General features: G+C 65.3%; 19 protein-coding genes. 13 read left to right on the top strand and 6 right to left on the bottom strand.

The genetic code is table 11. The features are described 5' to 3' along the window. Positions 1-4: 4 nt before the first annotated feature. The 3 genes from hemW to Q8T13_10470 all read left to right on the top strand — a co-directional run bounded on the left by hemW (position 5) and on the right by Q8T13_10470 (position 2222). On the top strand, positions 5-1150 hold the full coding sequence (hemW, locus tag Q8T13_10480) for a radical SAM family heme chaperone HemW (GenBank protein ID MDP3718178.1): 1146 nt from the start codon (positions 5-7) through the stop codon (positions 1148-1150). Between the two features lie 66 nt (positions 1151-1216). After that, positions 1217-1627 (top strand): hypothetical protein, encoded by a 411-nt coding sequence (locus Q8T13_10475; protein MDP3718177.1) that lies wholly within the window; start codon positions 1217-1219, stop codon positions 1625-1627. Between the two features lie 97 nt (positions 1628-1724). Then, complete coding sequence (locus tag Q8T13_10470) at positions 1725-2222, top strand: hypothetical protein (protein MDP3718176.1); 498 nt, start codon at positions 1725-1727, stop codon at positions 2220-2222. Positions 2223-2236: 14 nt separating this feature from the next. On the opposite strand, the gene Q8T13_10465 is transcribed toward Q8T13_10470, so the two are convergent. Further along, positions 2237-2737: a hypothetical protein gene (locus tag Q8T13_10465; protein ID MDP3718175.1), complete on the bottom strand. Its 501-nt coding sequence runs from the start codon at positions 2735-2737 to the stop codon at positions 2237-2239. Between the two features lie 146 nt (positions 2738-2883). Here Q8T13_10465 and Q8T13_10460 point away from each other — a divergent pair, with 146 nt between their 5' ends. From Q8T13_10460 to Q8T13_10425, 8 genes are all read left to right on the top strand, one after another. Then, positions 2884-3504 (top strand): LecA/PA-IL family lectin, encoded by a 621-nt coding sequence (locus Q8T13_10460; protein MDP3718174.1) that lies wholly within the window; start codon positions 2884-2886, stop codon positions 3502-3504. Positions 3505-3739: 235 nt separating this feature from the next. Next, positions 3740-4882, top strand: a complete 1143-nt coding sequence (locus Q8T13_10455) for an acyl-CoA dehydrogenase family protein (protein ID MDP3718173.1) — start codon at positions 3740-3742, stop codon at positions 4880-4882. Position 4883: 1 nt separating this feature from the next. Further along, on the top strand, positions 4884-5909 hold the full coding sequence (gene meaB, locus Q8T13_10450; protein ID MDP3718172.1) for a methylmalonyl Co-A mutase-associated GTPase MeaB: 1026 nt from the start codon (positions 4884-4886) through the stop codon (positions 5907-5909). Further along, positions 5909-7174: a methylmalonyl-CoA epimerase gene (gene mce, locus Q8T13_10445; protein ID MDP3718171.1), complete on the top strand. Its 1266-nt coding sequence runs from the start codon at positions 5909-5911 to the stop codon at positions 7172-7174. The genes meaB and mce overlap by 1 nt, the downstream gene beginning before the upstream one ends. A 10-nt stretch (positions 7175-7184) precedes the next feature. Next, positions 7185-8045: an S-methyl-5'-thioadenosine phosphorylase gene (mtnP, locus tag Q8T13_10440; protein MDP3718170.1), complete on the top strand. Its 861-nt coding sequence runs from the start codon at positions 7185-7187 to the stop codon at positions 8043-8045. Beyond that, the gene (locus Q8T13_10435) at positions 8042-8983 is read left to right on the top strand and encodes a carbohydrate kinase family protein (GenBank protein ID MDP3718169.1); all 942 of its coding nucleotides are present in this window, start codon (positions 8042-8044) and stop codon (positions 8981-8983) included. The genes mtnP and Q8T13_10435 overlap by 4 nt, the downstream gene beginning before the upstream one ends. 4 nt (positions 8984-8987) lie before the next feature. Beyond that, on the top strand, positions 8988-9398 hold the full coding sequence (locus tag Q8T13_10430; protein ID MDP3718168.1) for a cytochrome c: 411 nt from the start codon (positions 8988-8990) through the stop codon (positions 9396-9398). Next, entirely contained in the window at positions 9395-9838 is a 444-nt protein-coding gene (locus Q8T13_10425; protein ID MDP3718167.1) for a cytochrome c, read from the top strand. Before Q8T13_10430 ends, Q8T13_10425 begins: the two co-directional genes overlap by 4 nt. A gap of 18 nt (positions 9839-9856) precedes the next feature. Here the strand turns inward: Q8T13_10425 and Q8T13_10420 are convergent, their stop codons facing one another. Next, entirely contained in the window at positions 9857-10084 is a 228-nt protein-coding gene (locus Q8T13_10420; protein ID MDP3718166.1) for an addiction module protein, read from the bottom strand. A 117-nt stretch (positions 10085-10201) separates the two neighbouring features. Then, complete coding sequence (locus Q8T13_10415) at positions 10202-10906, bottom strand: hypothetical protein (GenBank protein MDP3718165.1); 705 nt, start codon at positions 10904-10906, stop codon at positions 10202-10204. Positions 10907-11231: 325 nt separating this feature from the next. Here Q8T13_10415 and Q8T13_10410 point away from each other — a divergent pair, with 325 nt between their 5' ends. Next, positions 11232-11360, top strand: coding sequence for a helix-turn-helix domain-containing protein (locus tag Q8T13_10410; GenBank protein ID MDP3718164.1), 129 nt, complete (start codon positions 11232-11234; stop codon positions 11358-11360). Positions 11361-11800: 440 nt separating this feature from the next. On the opposite strand, the gene Q8T13_10405 is transcribed toward Q8T13_10410, so the two are convergent. From Q8T13_10405 to Q8T13_10395, 3 genes are read right to left on the bottom strand one after another with little or no spacing between them, the layout of a single operon-like run. After that, positions 11801-16342 carry an efflux RND transporter permease subunit gene (locus tag Q8T13_10405; protein ID MDP3718163.1) on the bottom strand — a complete coding sequence of 1514 codons (4542 nt, stop codon included), beginning with the start codon at positions 16340-16342 and terminating at the stop codon, positions 11801-11803. 26 nt (positions 16343-16368) lie between these two features. Next, the gene (locus tag Q8T13_10400; protein ID MDP3718162.1) at positions 16369-17526 is read right to left on the bottom strand and encodes an efflux RND transporter periplasmic adaptor subunit; all 1158 of its coding nucleotides are present in this window, start codon (positions 17524-17526) and stop codon (positions 16369-16371) included. Next, on the bottom strand, positions 17516-18211 hold the full coding sequence (locus Q8T13_10395) for a TetR/AcrR family transcriptional regulator (GenBank protein MDP3718161.1): 696 nt from the start codon (positions 18209-18211) through the stop codon (positions 17516-17518). Before Q8T13_10395 ends, Q8T13_10400 begins: the two co-directional genes overlap by 11 nt. 95 nt (positions 18212-18306) lie before the next feature. On the opposite strand from Q8T13_10395, the gene Q8T13_10390 reads away from it, so the two are divergent. Further along, positions 18307-18690 (top strand): DUF2085 domain-containing protein, encoded by a 384-nt coding sequence (locus tag Q8T13_10390; protein ID MDP3718160.1) that lies wholly within the window; start codon positions 18307-18309, stop codon positions 18688-18690. Positions 18691-18694: the final 4 nt, after the last annotated feature.

Raw genomic sequence — 18694 nt, 5'->3', positions numbered from 1 at the left:
CACCGTGGCACCGATCGGTCTTTATCTCCACATTCCCTTCTGCGCGGCGATCTGCAACTACTGCAATTTCAACCGGGGCTTGCACGACGAGGGACTGCGACGCCGCTATGTCGAGGCGCTGGTCGCCGATATTCGCAGCCACGCGGCCTCGGGCGTAGCGGCCGACACAATCTTCTTCGGCGGTGGGACGCCGTCATTGCTGACGCCAGGGGAAGTGGCGCGGATCCTCACTGCATGCCGCGAAAGCTTTGCGGTGGCCGTCGACGCCGAGGTCACGCTCGAAGCGAATCCCGAGTCGGCGTCTGCCGAAGCACTGGACGGGTACCGCGCCGCCGGCGTCAATCGCCTGAGCTTCGGCGTGCAGTCGTTCCACGACGCCGAGTTGAAGCGGCTTGGCCGGCTCCACTCGTCGGCCACCGCCCGCCTCGCCGTGACTCGTGCGCGCGCCGCCGGATTCGACAATCTCAGCCTCGATCTCATGATGTGGCTGCCGGGCCAGAGTCCGGCCGACTGGCTGGGCTCGCTGGACACCCTGATTGACGTCGGCCCCGACCACGCATCGCTCTATTTGCTGGAGATCTACCCGAACGCGCCGTTGAAAGACGAGATGGCGCGCGCCGGCTGGTCGGTGGCGCCAGACGATGACGCGGCAGAGATGTATCTGGATGGCCTCGGCCGGCTCGATCGAGCCGGGTACGAGCAGTACGAAATCTCGAACGTGGCTCGCGCGGACCGGCGTTCGCGCCATAACCTGAAATACTGGCAGGAAGGGGAGTGGATTGGCTTCGGCTGCGGGGCGCATTCGACCTATGCTGGGGAGCGTTGGCGGACGCTCAACTCGACGGTCGAGTACGTCGAACGCATCGCCGCCGGCGCGGATGTCCGCCTTGACCGGAGGCTCCTGGACCCGCAGGAACGACTCGAAGAGGCGCTGTTCATGGGGCTCCGGCTGGTGGAGGGCCTGAACCTGCGGGCCATCCAGGCACGACATGGCGTTGATATTTGGGCACGATACGGACAAGACTTAGCTACGTTCGTCCACGCTGGGCTTCTGGTTCATGAGCCGGGCCGGCGCCTGGCGCTGACGAGGGCTGGCATGCTTCTCGCTAACGAGATGATGTCGGTTTTCATCGGGCGCACAGTACGGTAAAGTAGCGAACTTTCGTTTGAAGGAGGCTGGTCAATGCTTCGAGGATTGCGGGTTATGGTGTCGGGAATGGCGCTGGCGGCAATGACGCTGGCGGGGGCGGCGTCGGCTTCGGCTCAAGAGGCGACCGCGCCAACCTTGTCCTTCGAGGGGGACAGGGCGTTAATGATCGTTCTCATCAAGCCCGACAAGACGGCGGACTTTGAGGCGGTGATCGCCAAGTACCAGGAAGCCTTGGGCAAGAGCGACAAGCCGGTCCGCAAGGAACAGCTGGCGGGAATGAAGGTCTTCAAGTCGCCGACGCCGATGGGTGGGAATGCGGCCTACGTCTTCAGCTTCGATCCGATTCTGAAGGGCGAGGAGTACGACATCACGAAAGTGGTGACCGAGGTATTCCCAGTGGAAGTGCTGGAAATCTACGAGAAGTACAAGAATAGCTACGTCGGACGCCAGATCATCCCGTTGATCCGGATTCCCTAGCTGGTGACGTGCACGGGCTCTGGAGTCAGCGACTCCGGAGCCCTGCCCCCCGCCCGGCACTGCGCGGGTCCCGGCAGCGCGCGATATGCTGTCAGCTGTGACCGTCACCCTCACCCTGCTGATGCTGCTGGCCGCCCAGGCCCCAGCGCCCCCGCCCCAACCCGCGGCCGTCCCGGCATCGCCCGATCCGGCCAACTCGGCATTTGCCAGTACAGCAGGGATGATCCTGGTCGCCATCAAGTCGACGGCCACGGCCGACTACGAATCGATTATTCGCGAACTGCAAGCGGCCCTGGCCAAGGACACCGACGCGCCGCGCAAGGCCGCGACCAAAGGGTGGCACGTGTTCAAGGCCTCGACGCCCGATGCGAAAGGCAATGCCCTCTACATCCACGTGATGCTGCCGGCGGTGCCGGGCTTTGATTACCGGCCGTCGTTGCTCGTCGACACGCTGGTGAAGGACCTTGCCCCCGAGTTGCTCACCAAGTACCAGGACGCGTTTGCCGGACCGCCGACGAAGCTGGATCTGGCCGAACTGGCCCAGATGGCCGTCGCACCGTTGCCGCTGCCCGACGCCAAGAAGCCGGGTCGTTAGGGACGCCGTTCGACCTAGAACGCCAGGTTCGCGCCGGCGTAAAAGCGCTGGTAGGCCGGATAGAGCGGCTCACCCTTCAAGCGGAAGACCCGGTAGTCGAGCCTGAGCCGCACCGGCCCCAGGACCCGCACCTTGATCCCGCCGCCGAAGTTGAGACCGAAGTTCTTTTCATCCCTGGCCGCCAGGTACTCCTGGTACCCGCCTGCCCCGGCGGTGGCGTAAAACTGCGTGCCCTTGATCTCGATCGGGGTCTGTACCAGCACGTTGCCCGAATAGGTCTTCAGCCCCGGCAGCGCCTCCAGGGTGTCTTCTCCCAGGTGGCTGTACTCGAACTCGAAGCCGACCACCAGCAGGGACAGGCCGCCGCTGAAACCCTTGACGGTGTGCCGTTCAGGGGTAGGCGACATGCCAAGAAATGCCGTGATGTCGGCGCGCGCCGGCGCCGCCGTGGCTGCGAGCAGGACCAGGGCCGTCAAAAAGTGCACAAACGCGCGAGTGTAGGTAGCCAGTGACATTCCGCCTCCGATGCTATGATCCCACGTTCCTACTGCAAGTGACAGGCCAGGTCCGCCTTCGCCAAAGTCCGGCGACAGTCGCAAATGGGCATGGAATTCGCAATGGATGAGGTCAGTCTCGAAAGACTGTCCCGAGGAGGTTACAGATGGTTCCCCAACGGTGGATCGTGCGTTTGGCCCTGGTCGTGGCGCTGCCGGTTGGCTTGCAGGCCGACACGTTGATCTTGCGAGACGGGTCTCGCGTGCAGGGCGAGCTCGTCTCGGTCAGGAACGGCACTATCGAATTCGAAGAGCGCCGAGGCTACGGCTCGAGCTCGGGCCGGACCCTGCGTTTCGACCGCGACGAAGTGGTTCGCATCGAGTTCGACAACAACCGCAGCACCAGCAACTTCTCGAACAGCTTCGGCCGCCCCTCGGGCATGCGCGAGCGGCAGGTAATGGTCGCGGCCAACGTTGACTGGAACGATGCGGGCATCGACGTGCGGGCCGGGCAAACGGTGTTCTTCGAAGCCACCGGCCAGGTGCGGTGGGGCAAAGACCGGCGCGATGGTCCGGCGGGAGAGCGCAACTCACCGTCGAATCCGAACCGCCCCATCGGCAGCCGCAACGCGGCGGCCTTGATTGGGAAGATCGGCAACGACGTGTTCTTCATTGGCGACGACACCGGCGCCATCCGCATTCGCAACAGCGGCCGCCTCTATCTCGGAGTCAATGACGATGTGCTGACGGATAATACCGGCAGCTTCAGGGTCGTCGTTTACTACTGATACTCGCCGGGAGGGCACTCCTTGTCGGGATGGCACTCTCTGTCGGGAGGACACTTCGTGTCGGGACAGTCCCGGCAAGCGGCACCCTCCCGACAAGCGGCACCCTCCCGACAAGCGGCACCCTCCCGACGAGCGGCACCCTCCCGACGAGCGGCACCCTCCCGACAAGTGGCACCCTCCCGACAAGGAGTGCCTCCCGACAAGGAGTGCCTCCCGGCCAGATATAATCGCCGTAATGGATTTCCGCCCGTCTGAGGAGCAGGAGTTGCTCCGCAAGTCTGTCCGCGAGTTTGCCGAAACCGAAATGCGGCCTCACCTCATGGAGTGGGACAACGCGCAGCACTTTCCGAAAGAGTTACTGCCCAAGCTCGCCGCGCTGGGCCTAATGGGCATCCAGTTTCCCGAAAGCCTCGGCGGCGCCGGCATGAGCGCCGTGGACTACTGCATTTGCATCGAAGAACTCGCCCGGGTTGACCCGAGCGTATCGCTGTCGGTGGCCGCGCACAACGGGCTCGGCGCGGCGCACATTGCCATGTTTGCGAATGACGCGCAGCTACAGCAATACCTGGTGCCGCTGGCCCAAGGAGAAACGCTCGCCGCATGGGGGCTGACCGAACCCGGTTCAGGCAGCGATGCGGCGGCCATGCGGACCACTGCCGTCGCCGACGGCGACCACTACATCCTGAACGGTTCCAAAGCCTTCATCACGCACGGCACGTCGGCCGACACGCTCGTGGTGATGGCGGTGACCGACCGCACCAAGGGGCCGAAGGGCATCTCGGCGTTCATCCTCGAACGCGGCACGCCCGGTCTGCTGGCCGGCAAGAAGGAAGACAAGCTTGGCATGCGGGCGAGCGAGACCACCGAAGTGATCTTCCAGAACTGCCGCATTCCGGCGTCGCAGTTGATCGGTGACCTCAACCAGGGCTTCATCCAGACGCTGCAGGTGCTCGATGCCGGTCGCATTGGCATTGCCGCGCTGTCAGTAGGCCTGGCGCAAGGCGCGTACGAGGCGGCCGAGTCCTACACCGCGCAGCGCAAGCAGTTCGGCCGCGCCATTCGGTCGTTCCCCTCGATCCAGGAACGCCTGTCCGCCCACGCCGCGCGCGTGGACGCGGCGCGCCTGCTGACCTACCGGGCCGCGTGGCTCAAGGACCAGGGGCGCCGCATGACGCTCGAATCGGCCATGGCCAAGCTCTACGCCAGCGAAATTGCCGTGCGCGCATCTGAAGACTGCGTGCAACTGCATGGCGGCTACGGATTCGTGAAGGATTACCCGGCCGAGAAATTCTTCCGCGACGTCAAGCTCCTGACCATTGGCGAAGGCACGAGCGAGGTGCAGCGGCTCGTGATCGCCCGCCAGCTGATGGCCGCATAACGTGACGGCGCCCTTGACACTTGCCGAGCGGGTGCGATCCGGTGACGCACGGGCGATCGCCCGCGCGATCTCGCTGATCGAAGACGAGACCGCCAGCGCGGCCGGCCTGGTCCGCGACATCTTTCCGCACACCGGCCGCACCTACCTGATCGGCGTCACCGGACCGCCTGGCGCCGGCAAGAGCACGCTGGTCGACCGCCTGACGGCTGTCACGCGCGCGGGCGGTGACACCGTGGGGGTAATCTGCGTCGATCCGACCAGCCCGTTCACGGGCGGCGCCATCCTGGGCGACCGCCTGCGCATGCAGGCGCATGCCCACGACGAGCAGGTGTTCATCCGCAGCATGGCGACCCGTGGCCACATGGGTGGACTGGCGCGCGCGACCAGCGACGCCGCACTCGTGCTCGATGCGGCCGGCAAGTCGCTGGTCATCATCGAAACCGTCGGCGTCGGCCAGGATGAGGTCGACATCGTGCGCACTGCGGATATCTCGATCGTCGTGCTGGTGCCGGGCACCGGCGACGATGTGCAGGCGCTCAAGGCCGGCATCATGGAGATTGCCGACATCTTCGTCGTGAACAAGTGCGACCGTGACGGCGCCGACCGCATGGTCTCGTCGATCGAGTCGAACCTGGCGCTACAGGCCTACGGGGACGGCGAATGGCGGCCCCCGATCATCAAGACCGAGGCCACCACCGGCCACGGCGTGCCCGAACTGTGGGCCACGATCCAGCAGTTCCGTGCCCATTCCGAGCAGCTCGCGTCAAGCGGACCGGAGGTGGCGTCCGGCTTCTCAGCCAATGTGGCGTCCGGCTTTAGCCGGACCAGTCGCACCAGGCGCCTCAAGGCCCGCAACGAGTTCCGCCTCCGCGACCTCCTGACCCACCGCTTCATGGAACTGGTCGAACGCGACCTGCTGGCCGCGGGCGAGTTCGATGCGCTCGTGGCCCGCATTGCCGCCAGGGAAGTCGACCCCTACACCGCCGCCTCGGATATCCTGTCGCGAGCCCTCAAGTCCAAGCCGTGATGAAAGCCGTCCTCGACCACATTGGCATCGCCGTCAGCGACCTGCCGGCGTCGCTCGCGTTCTTCCGCGACACGCTCGGCCTGCACCTCGAAGCCAGCGAGGAGATTGCCTCGCAGAAGGTCCGCGCGCATTTCCTGTCGACCGGGCAGTCAGCGCTCGAGATCCTCGAAGCGACGGCGCCCGACTCGCCGATTGCGAAGTACCTGGAGAAGCGCGGGCCCGGCATTCATCACGTGGCGCTGCGGGTCGATGACATCGCGGCGGCGCTGGAGCATCTGACAGCCCGTGGCGTGCGCCTGATCGACGAGCGTCCCCGGCCGGGCGCCGAAGGCGCGCTGGTCGCCTTCATTCACCCCTCGGCCGCGCACGGCGTGCTCGTGGAGTTGAAGCAGCCGGCCCCGGCCGTGCCGCTGTTCCGGACCGTTGGCCGCCACACGCTCGGCGACTTCGAGCTGGTGACCCTGTCCGATGGCTTCATCCACCTCGACGGCGGCGCCATGTTCGGTACGGTGCCGCGGACCCTGTGGCAGAAGCGGTTGCCCCCCGACGATACCAACCGGATCCCGCTCGGGATGCGGCCGCTGATCGTGAGAGGCGAGCAGACGCTGTTGATCGACGCCGGTTGCGGCGACAAGATGGACGCGAAGAACGCGGCCATCTACGGACTGGATCGCCGCTACCACCTGGATCACTCGCTGGCCGAAGCCGGCCTGACCGCCGACGACATCGATATCGTCCTCGCCAGTCACTTGCACTTCGACCACGTGGGCGGCTTCACGGCCCGCGCGAAGGACGGCGCGATCGTCCCCCGATTCCCCAAGGCCCGCTACGTGGCGCATCGCGGCGAGTGGCACGACGCCACGCATCCCCACGAGCGCAACCGCGCGAGCTACCTGCAAGAGAACTTCGTGCCGCTGCAGGACGCGGGTGTCCTCACGCTGGTGGACGATGGCGCCGAGATCATGCCGGGCGTGCGGTTCCGCCACTCCGGCGGCCACACCCCCCATCACCAGGTCGTGATGATCGAGTCGGGTGGCAAGACGGCCGTGTTCACGGCCGACATGTATCCGACGACGGTGCACATTCCCGATCCGTGGATCATGGGCTACGACCTGCATCCGATGGACACGTTGACGTTCAAGCGCGCGTTCGCCCGAGAGGCCGTGGAGAAGGAATACCTGCTGTTCTTCGAGCACGAGCCGTCGTTGGCGGCCGGGTACCTGCGCGAGAAGGACGGCAAGCGGTCGGTGGAAAGATTGATTTGAAGGAGATCGAATGTCCGTGCGGATAGGGATCATCGGCGGCAGCGGCCTGTACGACATGGCCGAGCTGACCGATCGCGAAGAGAAGGTGCTGTCCACACCATTTGGCGAGCCGTCGGGACCGTACGTGCTGGGCACGCTGCGCGGCAAGCGGGTCGCATTCCTGGCCCGCCATGGCACCGGCCACCGCCTGACGCCAACCGAGTTGAATTACCGCGCCAACATCTTCGGCATGAAGATGCTGGGGGCGGAGTGGATCGTGTCGGCCAGCGCGGTGGGGAGCCTGCAGGAGCAGTATCGCCCGATGGATCTCGTGTTTCCGGATCAGTTCATCGATCGGACGCGCGGCCGCATCAGCACCTTCTTCGGCGGCGGGGTGGTGGCCCACGTCGGCTTCGCCCATCCGCTCAGCCACCACCTGTCGGCGCTGGCGGCTGATGCGGCCGCCGAGATCGGCGCCCGCGTGCATCGCGGCGGCACGTACGTGTGCATGGAAGGGCCGCAGTTTTCCACGCTGGCCGAGTCAAAGCTGTACCGCGCCTGGGGCGCCGACATCATCGGCATGACCAACTTGCAGGAAGCCAAGCTGGCGCGCGAGGCTGAGATCGCGTACTCGACCATGGCCCTGGTCACCGACTACGACTGCTGGCACGAGGATCACGATTCGGTCACGGTCGAGATGATCATCAGTAACCTGACCCACAACGCGAAGACGGCGCAGCAGGTGATCGCGACGGTGGTGGAACGACTCGACGTCGAGACGCGCGACCCGGCGCACAGCGCGCTCGCGACCGCCATCATCACGCGCCCAGATGCCATCCCTGCACAGACCCGGCGCGATCTTGCGCCCATCATCGGTAAGTACATCAAATGAAGCTCATCGTCACCGGTTCGGTCGCGTTCGATTACCTGATGTCGTTTCCCGGCAAGTTCACCGAGCACTTCCTTCCCGAGCACATGCACCGGGTGTCGCTCAGCTTCCTGGTTGACACCATGGACAAGCGGCGCGGCGGCTGTGCCCCGAACATCGCCTATACGCTGGCGCTGCTCGGCGAGCGGCCGTTCCTGATGGCCACCGCCGGCCAGGACGTGGGCGACTACAAGACCTGGATGGAGGCGGCGAATATCGACACGTCCCTGCTGAAGGTGATCGACGGCAAGTTCTGCGCCTCGTTCTTCTGCAGCACGGACCAGGCCAGCAACCAGATTGCGTCGTTCTACACCGGCGCGATGGCCAACGCCGGCGAGTTGTCGTTCCGGGGCGTACCGGGCCTGGCGGGCGCGCTGACGATCATCTCGCCCAACGACCCGGGCGCCATGGTGCAATATGCCGAAGAGTGCGCGGCGATCGGCCTGCAGTACATCTGGGATCCCGGGCAACAGTGCGCCCGCATGGAAGGCGATCAGCTCGCCGACGGCGTCAAGGGCGCATTCATGGTGATCTGCAACGACTACGAGTTCGAGCTGATCCGCCAGAAGACCGGCATGAGCGAGGCCGAGGTCCTGGTCCACGTGCCGCTGCTCGTGATCACCAAGGGCGAGAAGGGCTGTGCGATTTACACCCGCGAGGGCATTACCGACGTCGCGGCGGTGCCGCCCGCGCGCATTGCCGACCCCACCGGCGTGGGCGACGCCTTCCGCGGCGGGTTCATGAAGGGGTTGGCCATGGGGGTGACGTTCCCGGTGTGCGCCCAGCTGGGCAGTGTCGCCGCCACGTATGCCCTTGAACACCTCGGCGGCACCGCCCATGCATATACTTGGAAAGAGTTTGTGCAGCGCTACGAACAGCACTTTGGACCCCTGCAGGCATAACACCATGATGCGTAACGTACTGATCACCGCCGGCACGACCCTGACCCTCGCCGTGAGTGCCGTGGCGCTCCACGGCCAGACACCGCAGAAGACGACCAACAGCGCCGTCTACACGGCCGCGCAGGCCGCTCGCGGCGAGGCCATGTTCGCCGAGAGGTGCAGCGCCTGCCACGACCCGGCCCGCTTCACCGGCGCCGCGTTCTTCGACGCCTTCGATGGCAAGGCGCTCAAGGAGTTTTGGGATATCGCCAGCGGCACGATGCCCGAAGACAATCCGGGCAGCCTCAAGCCGCAGGAGTACGGCGACATCGTCGCGTACGTCCTCAAGCTGAACGCGTTCCCGGCCGGCGAGGCCGAACTGCCCGGCGACGCCGGTGCTATGGCCAACATCAAGGTCGAGCAGCCGAAGAAATGATCCGCCTTGGCGCCGCCGGCGCTTCGGCGGGACTGGCCGCGTGCGCCTTGCTCCTGGCGTCCGTCGGCCTGTCCGCAGGTGGAGGCAACCCCTTCTTGGGGTTGCCTGGCCAGGGCCAGAAGTCGGTCAAGGCCGGCGTCTACACCGCGGTGCAAGCCGATCGCGGGCAGGCGCTGTTTCGCAGCAAGTGTGCCAGCTGCCACGCGCCAAACCGGTTCACCGACGACCTGTTCTACACGAGCTTCGCCGGGAAGCCGCTGTGGGAGATGTTCGACGTGATCAGCGACACCATGCCGGAAGAGGCCCCGGGCACCCTGAAGCCCGAGGAGTATGTCGACGTGATGGCCTACCTGTTGAAGCTCAACAGCTTTCCCACCGGCGACACGGAGCTACCGGTGGGGAAGAACGCCTTGAGCGCGATCCTGATGGAAAAGCCTTAGGAAACACTAGCTGGCGATTCATTGACCGCCGACGAACTTCTTGCGTACCTCTTCCCAGGGAATCCCAGTCGTCGGGTCCGCCAGGTGTTCTGCTAAGCGTCGATCGAGCTCTGCAGCCAATGCTGGGGTGAGATCAAAGGACGCTTCACGATCGGTTTCGTCCAGGCTTTCCCATAGGGCAAGCGCCAGATCGGCTCGCTCGTTCGGCGGAAGCTTGAGTAAAGTTTGCATTACCTCTGGTGCCATGTCTTCATCCTGCCATGACTGTCGCCAGGAGGCGAGCGTTCGTCGTGCCCGGGTAACGCTGGCGTTCACCAGCGGCGGCTCATGATTACACCAGCCGCCGTCTGGTGCAACGCGATGCTAGGCAGAAATGGTGTCCTTCTCGCTCCGGCTAGTTGTGGGCGGTGACGTCAAAAGGCGTTCCACCAGGTGGGTGGGGTCAGCAGCGGCTGAATTCCAAGCCGCAATGCTTGGATGAGTGGCAATCACAACACTCGTGCCGCTTGTGTTTCGGAAGGCTTCGCTTTTCCAACGCCGGGCATTGTCTTCGACAAACGTTCCTACGTGTTCTCGTGCGCCAAGTTTTCTGCGGACCCAATTCCCGGTGGTGCCGCCAAAACAGAGGATGACTTGAATACTCAAGGTGTTGATGACGCGCTCGTGAAACGTCCAGCAAGCGTCCGCGAGTTCATGTGCGCGACCCTTTAGGTCACTTTCTCGTGCTGAGCGAACGAAGATCAGGTTGCTCGACGGAACGCGTCCGGGATCGAAAACAAGCTTCCGCAGCAAGTGGAGGACGCGCGGCTGCATTCGATAGGTACCGGGTGGAGCACCCTGCCAGGACTCGTCTCGGTAAGCGGACCAGTTGCCTGGCTTTTCATGGAGGACGCGGTTCGAATGCCGCAACAGAGTGCTTTGGACCTGCTTCGATGGCGAGCCGCCCGGGTTCAGCCCGAGCAGATACAGTCGCGAAGGGTTGCTAAACGCGTCCCGGCCGGAATAGAACACGGCGCCGGATTCGTCAAGCAGGTGCGTCGGGACGGCGCGGAAGAGTTCATCGATCATCGTGACTATTCTGCCTAATAGTAGGCCGACCGGCATGTCGCGGCCGTTCCTGCGAGTCCCGCAGCATAACACTCGACGACTGCCGCGGCGAATGATCTGTAGTGTGTTCTGGCGCAGTTACTTGAGACAGACGGCGACCCGCGGCGAACCTGCGTTAGGCCGACCTGCATAACGCCGAACTGGGTGCCGCGCAATCGCGGCACCGAGCGCCTTCGTCCTCATCGGTCGCGATGCGACCAGTAATTCGCTTGAGGGGGACGTTCCGCGAAGACCTGTACTACCGCCTGACGGTGAGCTCCCCGAGAACGGCATCGACCTGCCCACGATGATCGCGCAGATCGAGAAAGGCCTGATCGATCGCGCCCTGGCTCGCACGGCGCAAAACCGCGGCGCCGCCGCGCGCTTACTCGGATTGAAGCGAACCACGTTGGTGGAGAAACTAAAGCGCATGTAAGCAGGCGCGGCGGAGGGATCGCGCAGAAGAAAGAGTACTGACGGTGCGTGTTATTGAGCGCTACCCAGCGAATTTCTTCGGAGCGATTCCTCCGTCGCGCCTGCGGTCAGTCGGCTGTCGCGCGACGGCCCCTCGTCATTCGCCTCCGTGCTCTCTTCGCGACGGCTGACAACTCGCAGCTCAGGCCTGCCCGACGCTGCTGGCCTTCGCAGCGAGGTTGTCTGTAAGTAACCTGTCCGCCGGGGCGCTGCTGATGCCCTCAGTCCAAACACGGATCGGTCGCCCCGGCTCTCGACCTTCGACGGTGCTCAGGTCGCCCCGAGCGGAGTCGAGGGGCGCCGGCTACGTTCGCACTCCAGCGAACGACGAGCGGCCGCCGCCGTTATAGCGGCAAGCATGCACCCACCCGATGGGTGTCAGACCGGAGTTCCGTTACCGGCTCATGACGACACGCCCGCCGCAACCCTGGCGCGGGCGGCGGCCGTGATGCGGGCATACTTCGCCTGAATCAGTAAGTACTCCGTCTGCAGCAGCCGGACCTGCGCGTCGTTCAGTTCCGCCGACGTGATGACGCCGTTCTCGTACGAGACCTGCGCGATCACCACGCTCTCGCGAGCCATCTCCAGCGCCTTTTCCTGGGTCGTCACGACTTCCGCCGACGCTTCGAGCGCCGTCCAGGCCGACTCGAGCTCAACCCGCGCGTTGTCGGTGGCGTAGCGCAGGCCGTGCTCGGCCTGGCGCATCTGCGATTGCGCCTGGCTGCGGCGGGCGGCCGCGCCCGGGGCCGCGAACAACGGCACGTTCAGGGCGATGCCGAACGTGTAGCTCTGGTTATCGCGCGACAGGAAGTTGTTGAGCGAGTCCTGCTGGTATTGCATGTTGCCGGTAAAGGCGAGGCTCGGCTTCCATTCCCCCTGGGCGAGGCTCGACGAATATTCCGCTGCCTGCCGGCGGGCGGCAAACGCCTGGAGGTCGGGCCGCTTCGGCAGCTCGGCGTCGAGCACCTCGCGCGGCTGTTCGACGACCGGTTCGTCGAGCGAGCCTTCGAGCTTGAGCGGCTGGGTCTGGGGAATGGCGAGCACACCGCGCAGTTGCTGGAGCGCCCCGTCGACCAGCGCCTTGGCCTGGATGCGGCGAGCCTTGGCGTTGGCCAGTTCCACTTCAGCCTGCAGCACATCGAGTCGCGCCACCGTGCCCGATTCGAACCGGGCCTTCGCTAACTCGAGTTGCTTCATGCCCAACTGCACCTGCTCGTCAGCCACCGCCACGCCGCGTTCGTGCATCAGCGCCGCGTAGAAAATCTCGACGACCCGGTACTCAATCTCCTGGCGGGTGCGATCCAGTTCCAGCTTCGACGCGTCGAGTGTCGAGGTGCTGATGCCGTAGGCGCTGTTCAACCGGCCGCCCGTGTAGAGCGGCTGGCTGATATACAGCTGCAAGCTGTTCTCGCGGCTGAACGCCGCCTGGAACGTCTGCTCCTCAGGCCCAAACACGCCGGCCGGGACTCGGATCACCGGGAAGCGCTGCATGGGGAGGTAGTTGTAACCGAGGCTCACCTGCGGCAGGAAATTGCTCCTGGCTTCCTGCACGCGGGCCTCGGTCTCGACGACCTTCTCTTGCGCCACCTTCAGGCCCTCGTTGGCCGAGAGCGCGCGCTCGAGCGCCTGGTTGAAAGTGAGCGTCACGGCGCCAACGGGCGCCTGGGCCGGAGCAGACTGCCCGCCTGCGCGGCCGGAGGCCGCTTCCACCTTCGCTGAAGCTACGGCGGACAAGCCGGCGAGGTCTCGACGTAGCTCGTTCGTTTGTTCGCGAGCGGAGTCGGAGGCGAAGGCGCTGGTCGCCGACAGCAGCCAGCCGACCATGGCGACGAGCAGCACGACCCCGGCCACCCGCACCGCCTGGGGCACGCGGGCGTTCGGCTCGGCGCGCCAGGCCTTGACGGCTTCGACGGTCCGGGCGAGCAACAGGTAGGCGACCGGCACGACCACGAGGGTCAGCAGCGTCGAGGTGATCAGGCCGCCGATGGTCGCAATGGAGATCGGCGCGCGAAACTCGCTGCCCTCACCGGTGGCCATCGCCGATGGCAACATGCCGAGGATCATCGCGATGGTCGTCATCAGGATCGGCCGCAGGCGAATCGGGCCCGCCTTCAAAATGGCGTCCTTCACGGTCAGGCCTTCGCGGACGTACTGGTTCGTCAGGTCCACCAGCAGGATGGCGTTCTTGGTCACCAGGCCCATCAGCATGACCACGCCGATCATGGCCGGCATGCCGAGGTTCTTGCCGGTCAGCAAAATGGCCAGCAGCGCGCCGACCAGTGCCAGCGGCAGCGAGATCATAATCAGCATCGGTTCGAGGAACGACTCGAACTGCGACGCCAGCACGATGTAGATGAAGGCAATCGCCAGCACCAGGGCCAGGCCCATCGCGGCGGCTGATTCCTGCATCATCTCGACGTCACCGGCAAAGCCCCACTCGAAGCCCGGTGGCATGGGAATGCCGGCCATGACCGCCGCCACGTCGCTGGTCACGTCGCCGAGTGGCCGGTCGGTCAGCTCGATGCCGATCTTGGCCTGGCGGACGCGCTGCTCTCGGTCGATGCTGGCCGGCCCGACTTCCGGCTCCAGCCGCACGATGTCGCGGGCCCGGACCACCGCGCCGGTCGCCGAGTAGAGGGGCGTGCGGGCAATCGCCTCGAAGTCGTTGCGGTACTCGGGCGCCAGGCGGACACGGATGTCGTACTCCTTGTCGTTCTCGCGCAGGCGGGTCGGGACGATGCCCTCGACCATGCCGCGCAGTTGCATCGCGACGGTGCCGACGTCGAAGCCGAGGTCGGCCGCGAGTTCGCGGTTGATGCGCGCCGCCATCTCGGGCTGGCCGGTCTCGAGGGAGCTGTCGACGTCGACCGCGCCGGGCACGGTCTTCACCTTGGCGACGATCTCCTCGTTCAGCCGCTGCAGCTCGACCATGTCGTCGCCGCGCACGAACACGTTGAGCGGCGCCTCGCTCGGCGCGCCCTGCATGAACTCCGGGTCGGCGACGGTCATCTTGAGCAGCGGAATCGCCTTCAGCCGTGTCCGCATGTCGTCCTTGAGCGCCAGCAAACCGCGCTCGCGTTCGCGCTTCTTGCCCGTCTTGACGCGCAGCGCCGCCTTCATCGGATTGCCCTCGACGCCGACCGTCGAGAAGATCTGCTGCACCTCGGGCATCTCCCTAATCGTTCGCTCGACCTCGGCGACGTGGCTCACGGTCTGCTCGAACGACGTGCCCGGTGGCACTTCGACGTTGACCACGAACTCACCACGGTCTTCCATCGGCACAAACTCGGTGCCGATCACGGTGAGCGTCGACATGCTGGCAAAGAACACCACCGTGGCCGTCGCGACAATCTTCCAGGGGTGTTCGATTGCCCAGCCGAGCAGGCGGTGGTACTGCTGATCGAGGCGGTCGTAATAGCCGCCCACCCGCTCGAGGAAACGTCCGAACCGCGTGCGCGTGCGTTCCTCGAGCGGAATGAACCGCACGAAGCGCGACGACAGCATCGGGTCGAGCGTGAACGCCACCAGCAGCGAGATCGAGACGGCAAAGGCGATCGTCAACGCGAACGACTTGAAGAACTGGCCGACCAGGCCGGTCATGAAGCCGACCGGCAGGAACACCGCCAGGATGGTGAAGGTGGTTGCCATCACGGCCAGGCCAATCTCCGACGTGCCTTTTCGCGCGGCGGTCATCGGGTCCTCGCCATGCTCCATGTGGCGATAGATGTTCTCGCGCACCACCACCGCATCGTCAATCAGGATGCCGATGACGAGCGACAGCGCCATCAAAGTCATCATGTTGATGGTGAAGCCGACCAGATACATGAAGAAGAACGTCGCGATCACCGAGGTGGGCAGCGCCAGCGCAGTGATCAGCGTCGAGCGCCAGTCGCGCATGAACACGAAGATCACCAGCACCGCCATGAGACCGCCGAAGATGATGTGGCCGCGGACGTCGCGGACGTTCTCCTGGATGGCCTCGGCGTCGGTGTGGACGGTCTTGATCTGCAGCTGCGGAAAGCCAGGCGCGGCTTTCGCCAGCGCCGCGTCGATCTTGTTCTGCACGTCCACGGTGTTGGCGCCCGACTGCTTGCGCACCGCGAACGACACCGCGTCGGCGCCGTTCAAACGGGTGGTCGACAGGCGGTCCTCGTAGCCGTCGATCACGACGCCGACGTCCTTGACGCGAATCGTCGAACCGCTCGACGAGCGCAGGATCACGTTCTCGATCTCCGCGGCGGACTGGTACTGGCCTTGCGTGCGGAGCGACACCGCCTTGCCGTCGCGCTTGATCTGTCCGCCGGGGACATCGAGGTTGTCGGCGGCCAGCTTGGCCGCCACTTCCGTCAGCGGCAGGTTGAGCGCTTCGAGACGGCGCGGATCGAGGTCCACGTGCAGCTCGCGAACTTCGCCGCCGTTGACTTCAACGGCGGCGACACCGTCGATCTGACCCAGGAGTGGCTTCAGGTCGTCTTCCACCATGCGGCGCGTGACGTCGGACGGCAGTTCCGAGCCGACCGCATACGTGGCGATCGGCAGCGCCGCGACGTCAAAGCGCTGAATGGTCGGGTCCTTGATCTGCTCGGGCAGCCGCTCGCGAATGGCCGCCACCTTCTCGCGCACTTCGGCCGCCGCCGCCTGCGGGTCAACCTCGAGCCGCAGCTCGATGCCGACCCGCGAGAACCCCTCGGTCGAGGTGGAGATCACCCGCTTGACGCCGGCGATGCCGGCCACCGCGTCCTCGACCGGCCGCGTCACCAGCGTCTCGACCTCTTCGGGGCCGGCGCCGGGATACACGATCGAGACGTTGACGAACGGGAAGTTGACCTCGGGGAACAGGTCGATGCCAAGCCGCGTCATCGAGACCGCGCCGAGCACCATGAAGCTCATGATGACCATCGTCGCGAAGACGGGTCGCTTGATGGAGGTGTCAGATATCCACATGATTCAGCTCTGAACTCCTAAACCGCTTAGCTCTTGGCCGCGATGCCCCGGACCTTGGCGCCCGCCGGGAGCTGCCGCCGCGCATCGGCCATCACCGCGTCGCCGGCCGCCAGGCCGGTCAGGATCTGCACGTGGGTGCCATCCGACAATCCTTCGGTGACGACCACGGCCGACAGCGTGTCGCCCGTCACCTTCTGCACCACGCGCTTGCCGTCACGCGTCATGACCGCGTCCTTCGGCACAATCACCACGCCGGTGACGGTGGCCTCGACGATGCGGGCTGTGGCATACATGCCCGAGAGCAAGGCGCGGTTGGCGTTGGGCACGCGCACGTCAATCTTGAAGTGGCGGTTCCGCGCATCCACTTCGGGCGCAATGGCCGCGAGCTGGCCCTCGAACGCCTGGCCCGGCTTGGCCTGCACCGAGATGTGCGCCTTGAGTCCGACGCGCAGCCGGCCGGCCTCGAGTTCCGAGACGCCGGCTTCGAGCTTCATCTGCCGCATGTCGGCCACGATCACGACCGGCCGGTCGCCGGGAATGGCGCCGGCGTCGTAGTTGCGCTCGACCACATAGCCGGTTACCGGCGACGTGATGGTGGCGTTTTTCTGGACTTCGCGCGCCCGCCGCAGGGCCGCTTCGGCCTGGGCGAGGTTGGCGGCGGCCAGATCGCGCTGCGCCACCGCCGACCGGTGCGCGGTCTGTGCCCCATCGAGACGCTGGCGCGGCAGCGCGCCCTTGTCGAACAGGGTCGTGGCGCGGTCGCGCTCGAGCAGCGCATTGGCCAGCGCCGCTTCGGCGTTTTCGAGCGCGGCCTTGCCGACTGCCACCGAGGCGACGGCCGCGTCGGCCTGCGCGTCGATCTCGCGCCGATCGATCGTCGCAATGATCTGGCCCATCGTCACCGCGTCGCCGATGTCGACCATCATGCGCTCGATGGTGCCCGGCAGCTTCGGCTTGACCGCGACGCGGCTCAGTGGCGTCAGCGTTCCCGAAATCTCGAGGGCCGATTCAATGGCGCCGGTCGTCGCGGTCACGGTCATCACATCGACCACCGCCGGTGCCGGTGCCGAACTTTCGGGCGCGGCTTCGGTGGTGGTGGAGGCGCCGCAGCCAGCGGCCACGAGCGACGAGCCCAGGACCACGGCGGCAGCAACGATTCGGAGGTGGGGCACACTACGCTTCATGACGGGTCGCTCCAGCAGGCACCGGGGCGCCCGCGATCTCTACTGCTACGCACTTACAGGAAACGAAAGTCGTGGCCACGCCGGCCTGCAGGCCCGCGATGGTCGCGTTCAGCACATCGCGCGCGAGCGCGTCGTAGTCTTCGCCCGAGGCGAGGCGGTGACGAATGCCGACCACGGCCGGACCAACCAGCCCGGCCCACAGCATGTGCATCGCCGCGTTGGCATTGAGCGTGGCGGGGAAGGCCCCGGCGTCGATCGCGGCCTGGATGCCGGCCACGGCCTTGCTCAGCATCTGCTGCAGGAACTCGAAACCGTCCCACTGTTCGGTGATGCGCGGCACCGAGCGATCCACGAACATCAGTAGGAAGTACTCTGGCTGTTCCTTGGAGAATTCGTAGAAGGCCCACCAACAGGCACGGACGTCCTCGAGCGGATTGCCCGAGCCGGCGGCTGACTGCACCTTGGCGTCAAGGCGGTGGAAACCTTCCTTGGCCAGGGCGAGGAAGATGTCGTCCTTGCTGGGGTAGTAGCTGTAAATCGCCGCCGGGCTGTACTCGATGCGTTCGGCAATCTTGCGAATAGAGACGCTTGGGTAGCCTTCCGCAAGGAAGAGCTCCCTGGCAGCGTCGAGAATGGAGTCAGTGACGGCCTGTCGTTCGCGGTCGCGGCGTTCTTCAATACCCATATAAACAGTGTTCAGTCTTCAAATGGTGTTAGACGTTAGCCCTGTCAGGCAAGTTCCAAATTTCACAAGGTGACCAGGAATAGTGGTAAAAATGTGTGAAATTGCCTGATTTCTTTGGTTTTCTTGCCGGTTTGGCCTATCTTGCGGGCTCGGTGGTCTGCCACCAGCTGCCGGAACGCTCTTTTTTCACGGCGGGTATGCAGTGGCCGGTTTGTGCACGATGCGCCGGGATCTACCTCGGGGTCGCCGTGGGGTTTGCCGCCTGGTGGATGCTTCGCCGGTGGATCAGCCCGCGGCCCGGCGGGCGAGCGTGGCTGACCATGCTCGCGGTGGTGGCGACGCCGACCGCTGCGTCGTGGGTGGGCGGGGTTCTGGGCTTTTGGGACGGCACCAACGGCATTCGCTTCGCACTGGCGGCGCCCCTGGGACTGACCGTGGGCGTGATCGCGGCGGCGGTGACCGCAAAAGACCTGAGGTAAACTC

This window comes from Acidobacteriota bacterium, from assembly GCA_030697165.1.
Taxonomy (GTDB): Bacteria; Acidobacteriota; Vicinamibacteria; order Vicinamibacterales; family UBA2999; genus 12-FULL-67-14b.
Note: the sequence above shows the minus strand (reverse complement) of the source record. Positions and strands in the feature narration are given on the sequence as shown.

Bases quoted from the DNA above. Each gene is read 5' to 3' on its own strand.
- Q8T13_10465 (MDP3718175.1), bottom strand. From the start codon at position 2,737: ATGTCACTGGCTACCTACACTCGCGCGTTTGTGCACTTTTTGACGGCC.
- Q8T13_10415 (MDP3718165.1), bottom strand. From the start codon at position 10,906: ATGATCGATGAACTCTTCCGCGCCGTCCCGACGCACCTGCTTGACGAA.
- Q8T13_10460 (MDP3718174.1), top strand. From the start codon at position 2,884: ATGGTTCCCCAACGGTGGATCGTGCGTTTGGCCCTGGTCGTGGCGCTG.
- Q8T13_10410 (MDP3718164.1), top strand. From the start codon at position 11,232: ATGATCGCGCAGATCGAGAAAGGCCTGATCGATCGCGCCCTGGCTCGC.
- mce (MDP3718171.1), top strand. From the start codon at position 5,909: ATGAAAGCCGTCCTCGACCACATTGGCATCGCCGTCAGCGACCTGCCG.
- Q8T13_10400 (MDP3718162.1), bottom strand. From the start codon at position 17,526: ATGAAGCGTAGTGTGCCCCACCTCCGAATCGTTGCTGCCGCCGTGGTC.
- Q8T13_10395 (MDP3718161.1), bottom strand. From the start codon at position 18,211: ATGGGTATTGAAGAACGCCGCGACCGCGAACGACAGGCCGTCACTGAC.
- Q8T13_10455 (MDP3718173.1), top strand. From the start codon at position 3,740: ATGGATTTCCGCCCGTCTGAGGAGCAGGAGTTGCTCCGCAAGTCTGTC.
- Q8T13_10430 (MDP3718168.1), top strand. From the start codon at position 8,988: ATGATGCGTAACGTACTGATCACCGCCGGCACGACCCTGACCCTCGCC.
- Q8T13_10425 (MDP3718167.1), top strand. From the start codon at position 9,395: ATGATCCGCCTTGGCGCCGCCGGCGCTTCGGCGGGACTGGCCGCGTGC.
- Q8T13_10435 (MDP3718169.1), top strand. From the start codon at position 8,042: ATGAAGCTCATCGTCACCGGTTCGGTCGCGTTCGATTACCTGATGTCG.
- Q8T13_10475 (MDP3718177.1), top strand. From the start codon at position 1,217: ATGGCGCTGGCGGCAATGACGCTGGCGGGGGCGGCGTCGGCTTCGGCT.
- mtnP (MDP3718170.1), top strand. From the start codon at position 7,185: ATGTCCGTGCGGATAGGGATCATCGGCGGCAGCGGCCTGTACGACATG.
- Q8T13_10405 (MDP3718163.1), bottom strand. From the start codon at position 16,342: ATGTGGATATCTGACACCTCCATCAAGCGACCCGTCTTCGCGACGATG.
- Q8T13_10420 (MDP3718166.1), bottom strand. From the start codon at position 10,084: ATGGCACCAGAGGTAATGCAAACTTTACTCAAGCTTCCGCCGAACGAG.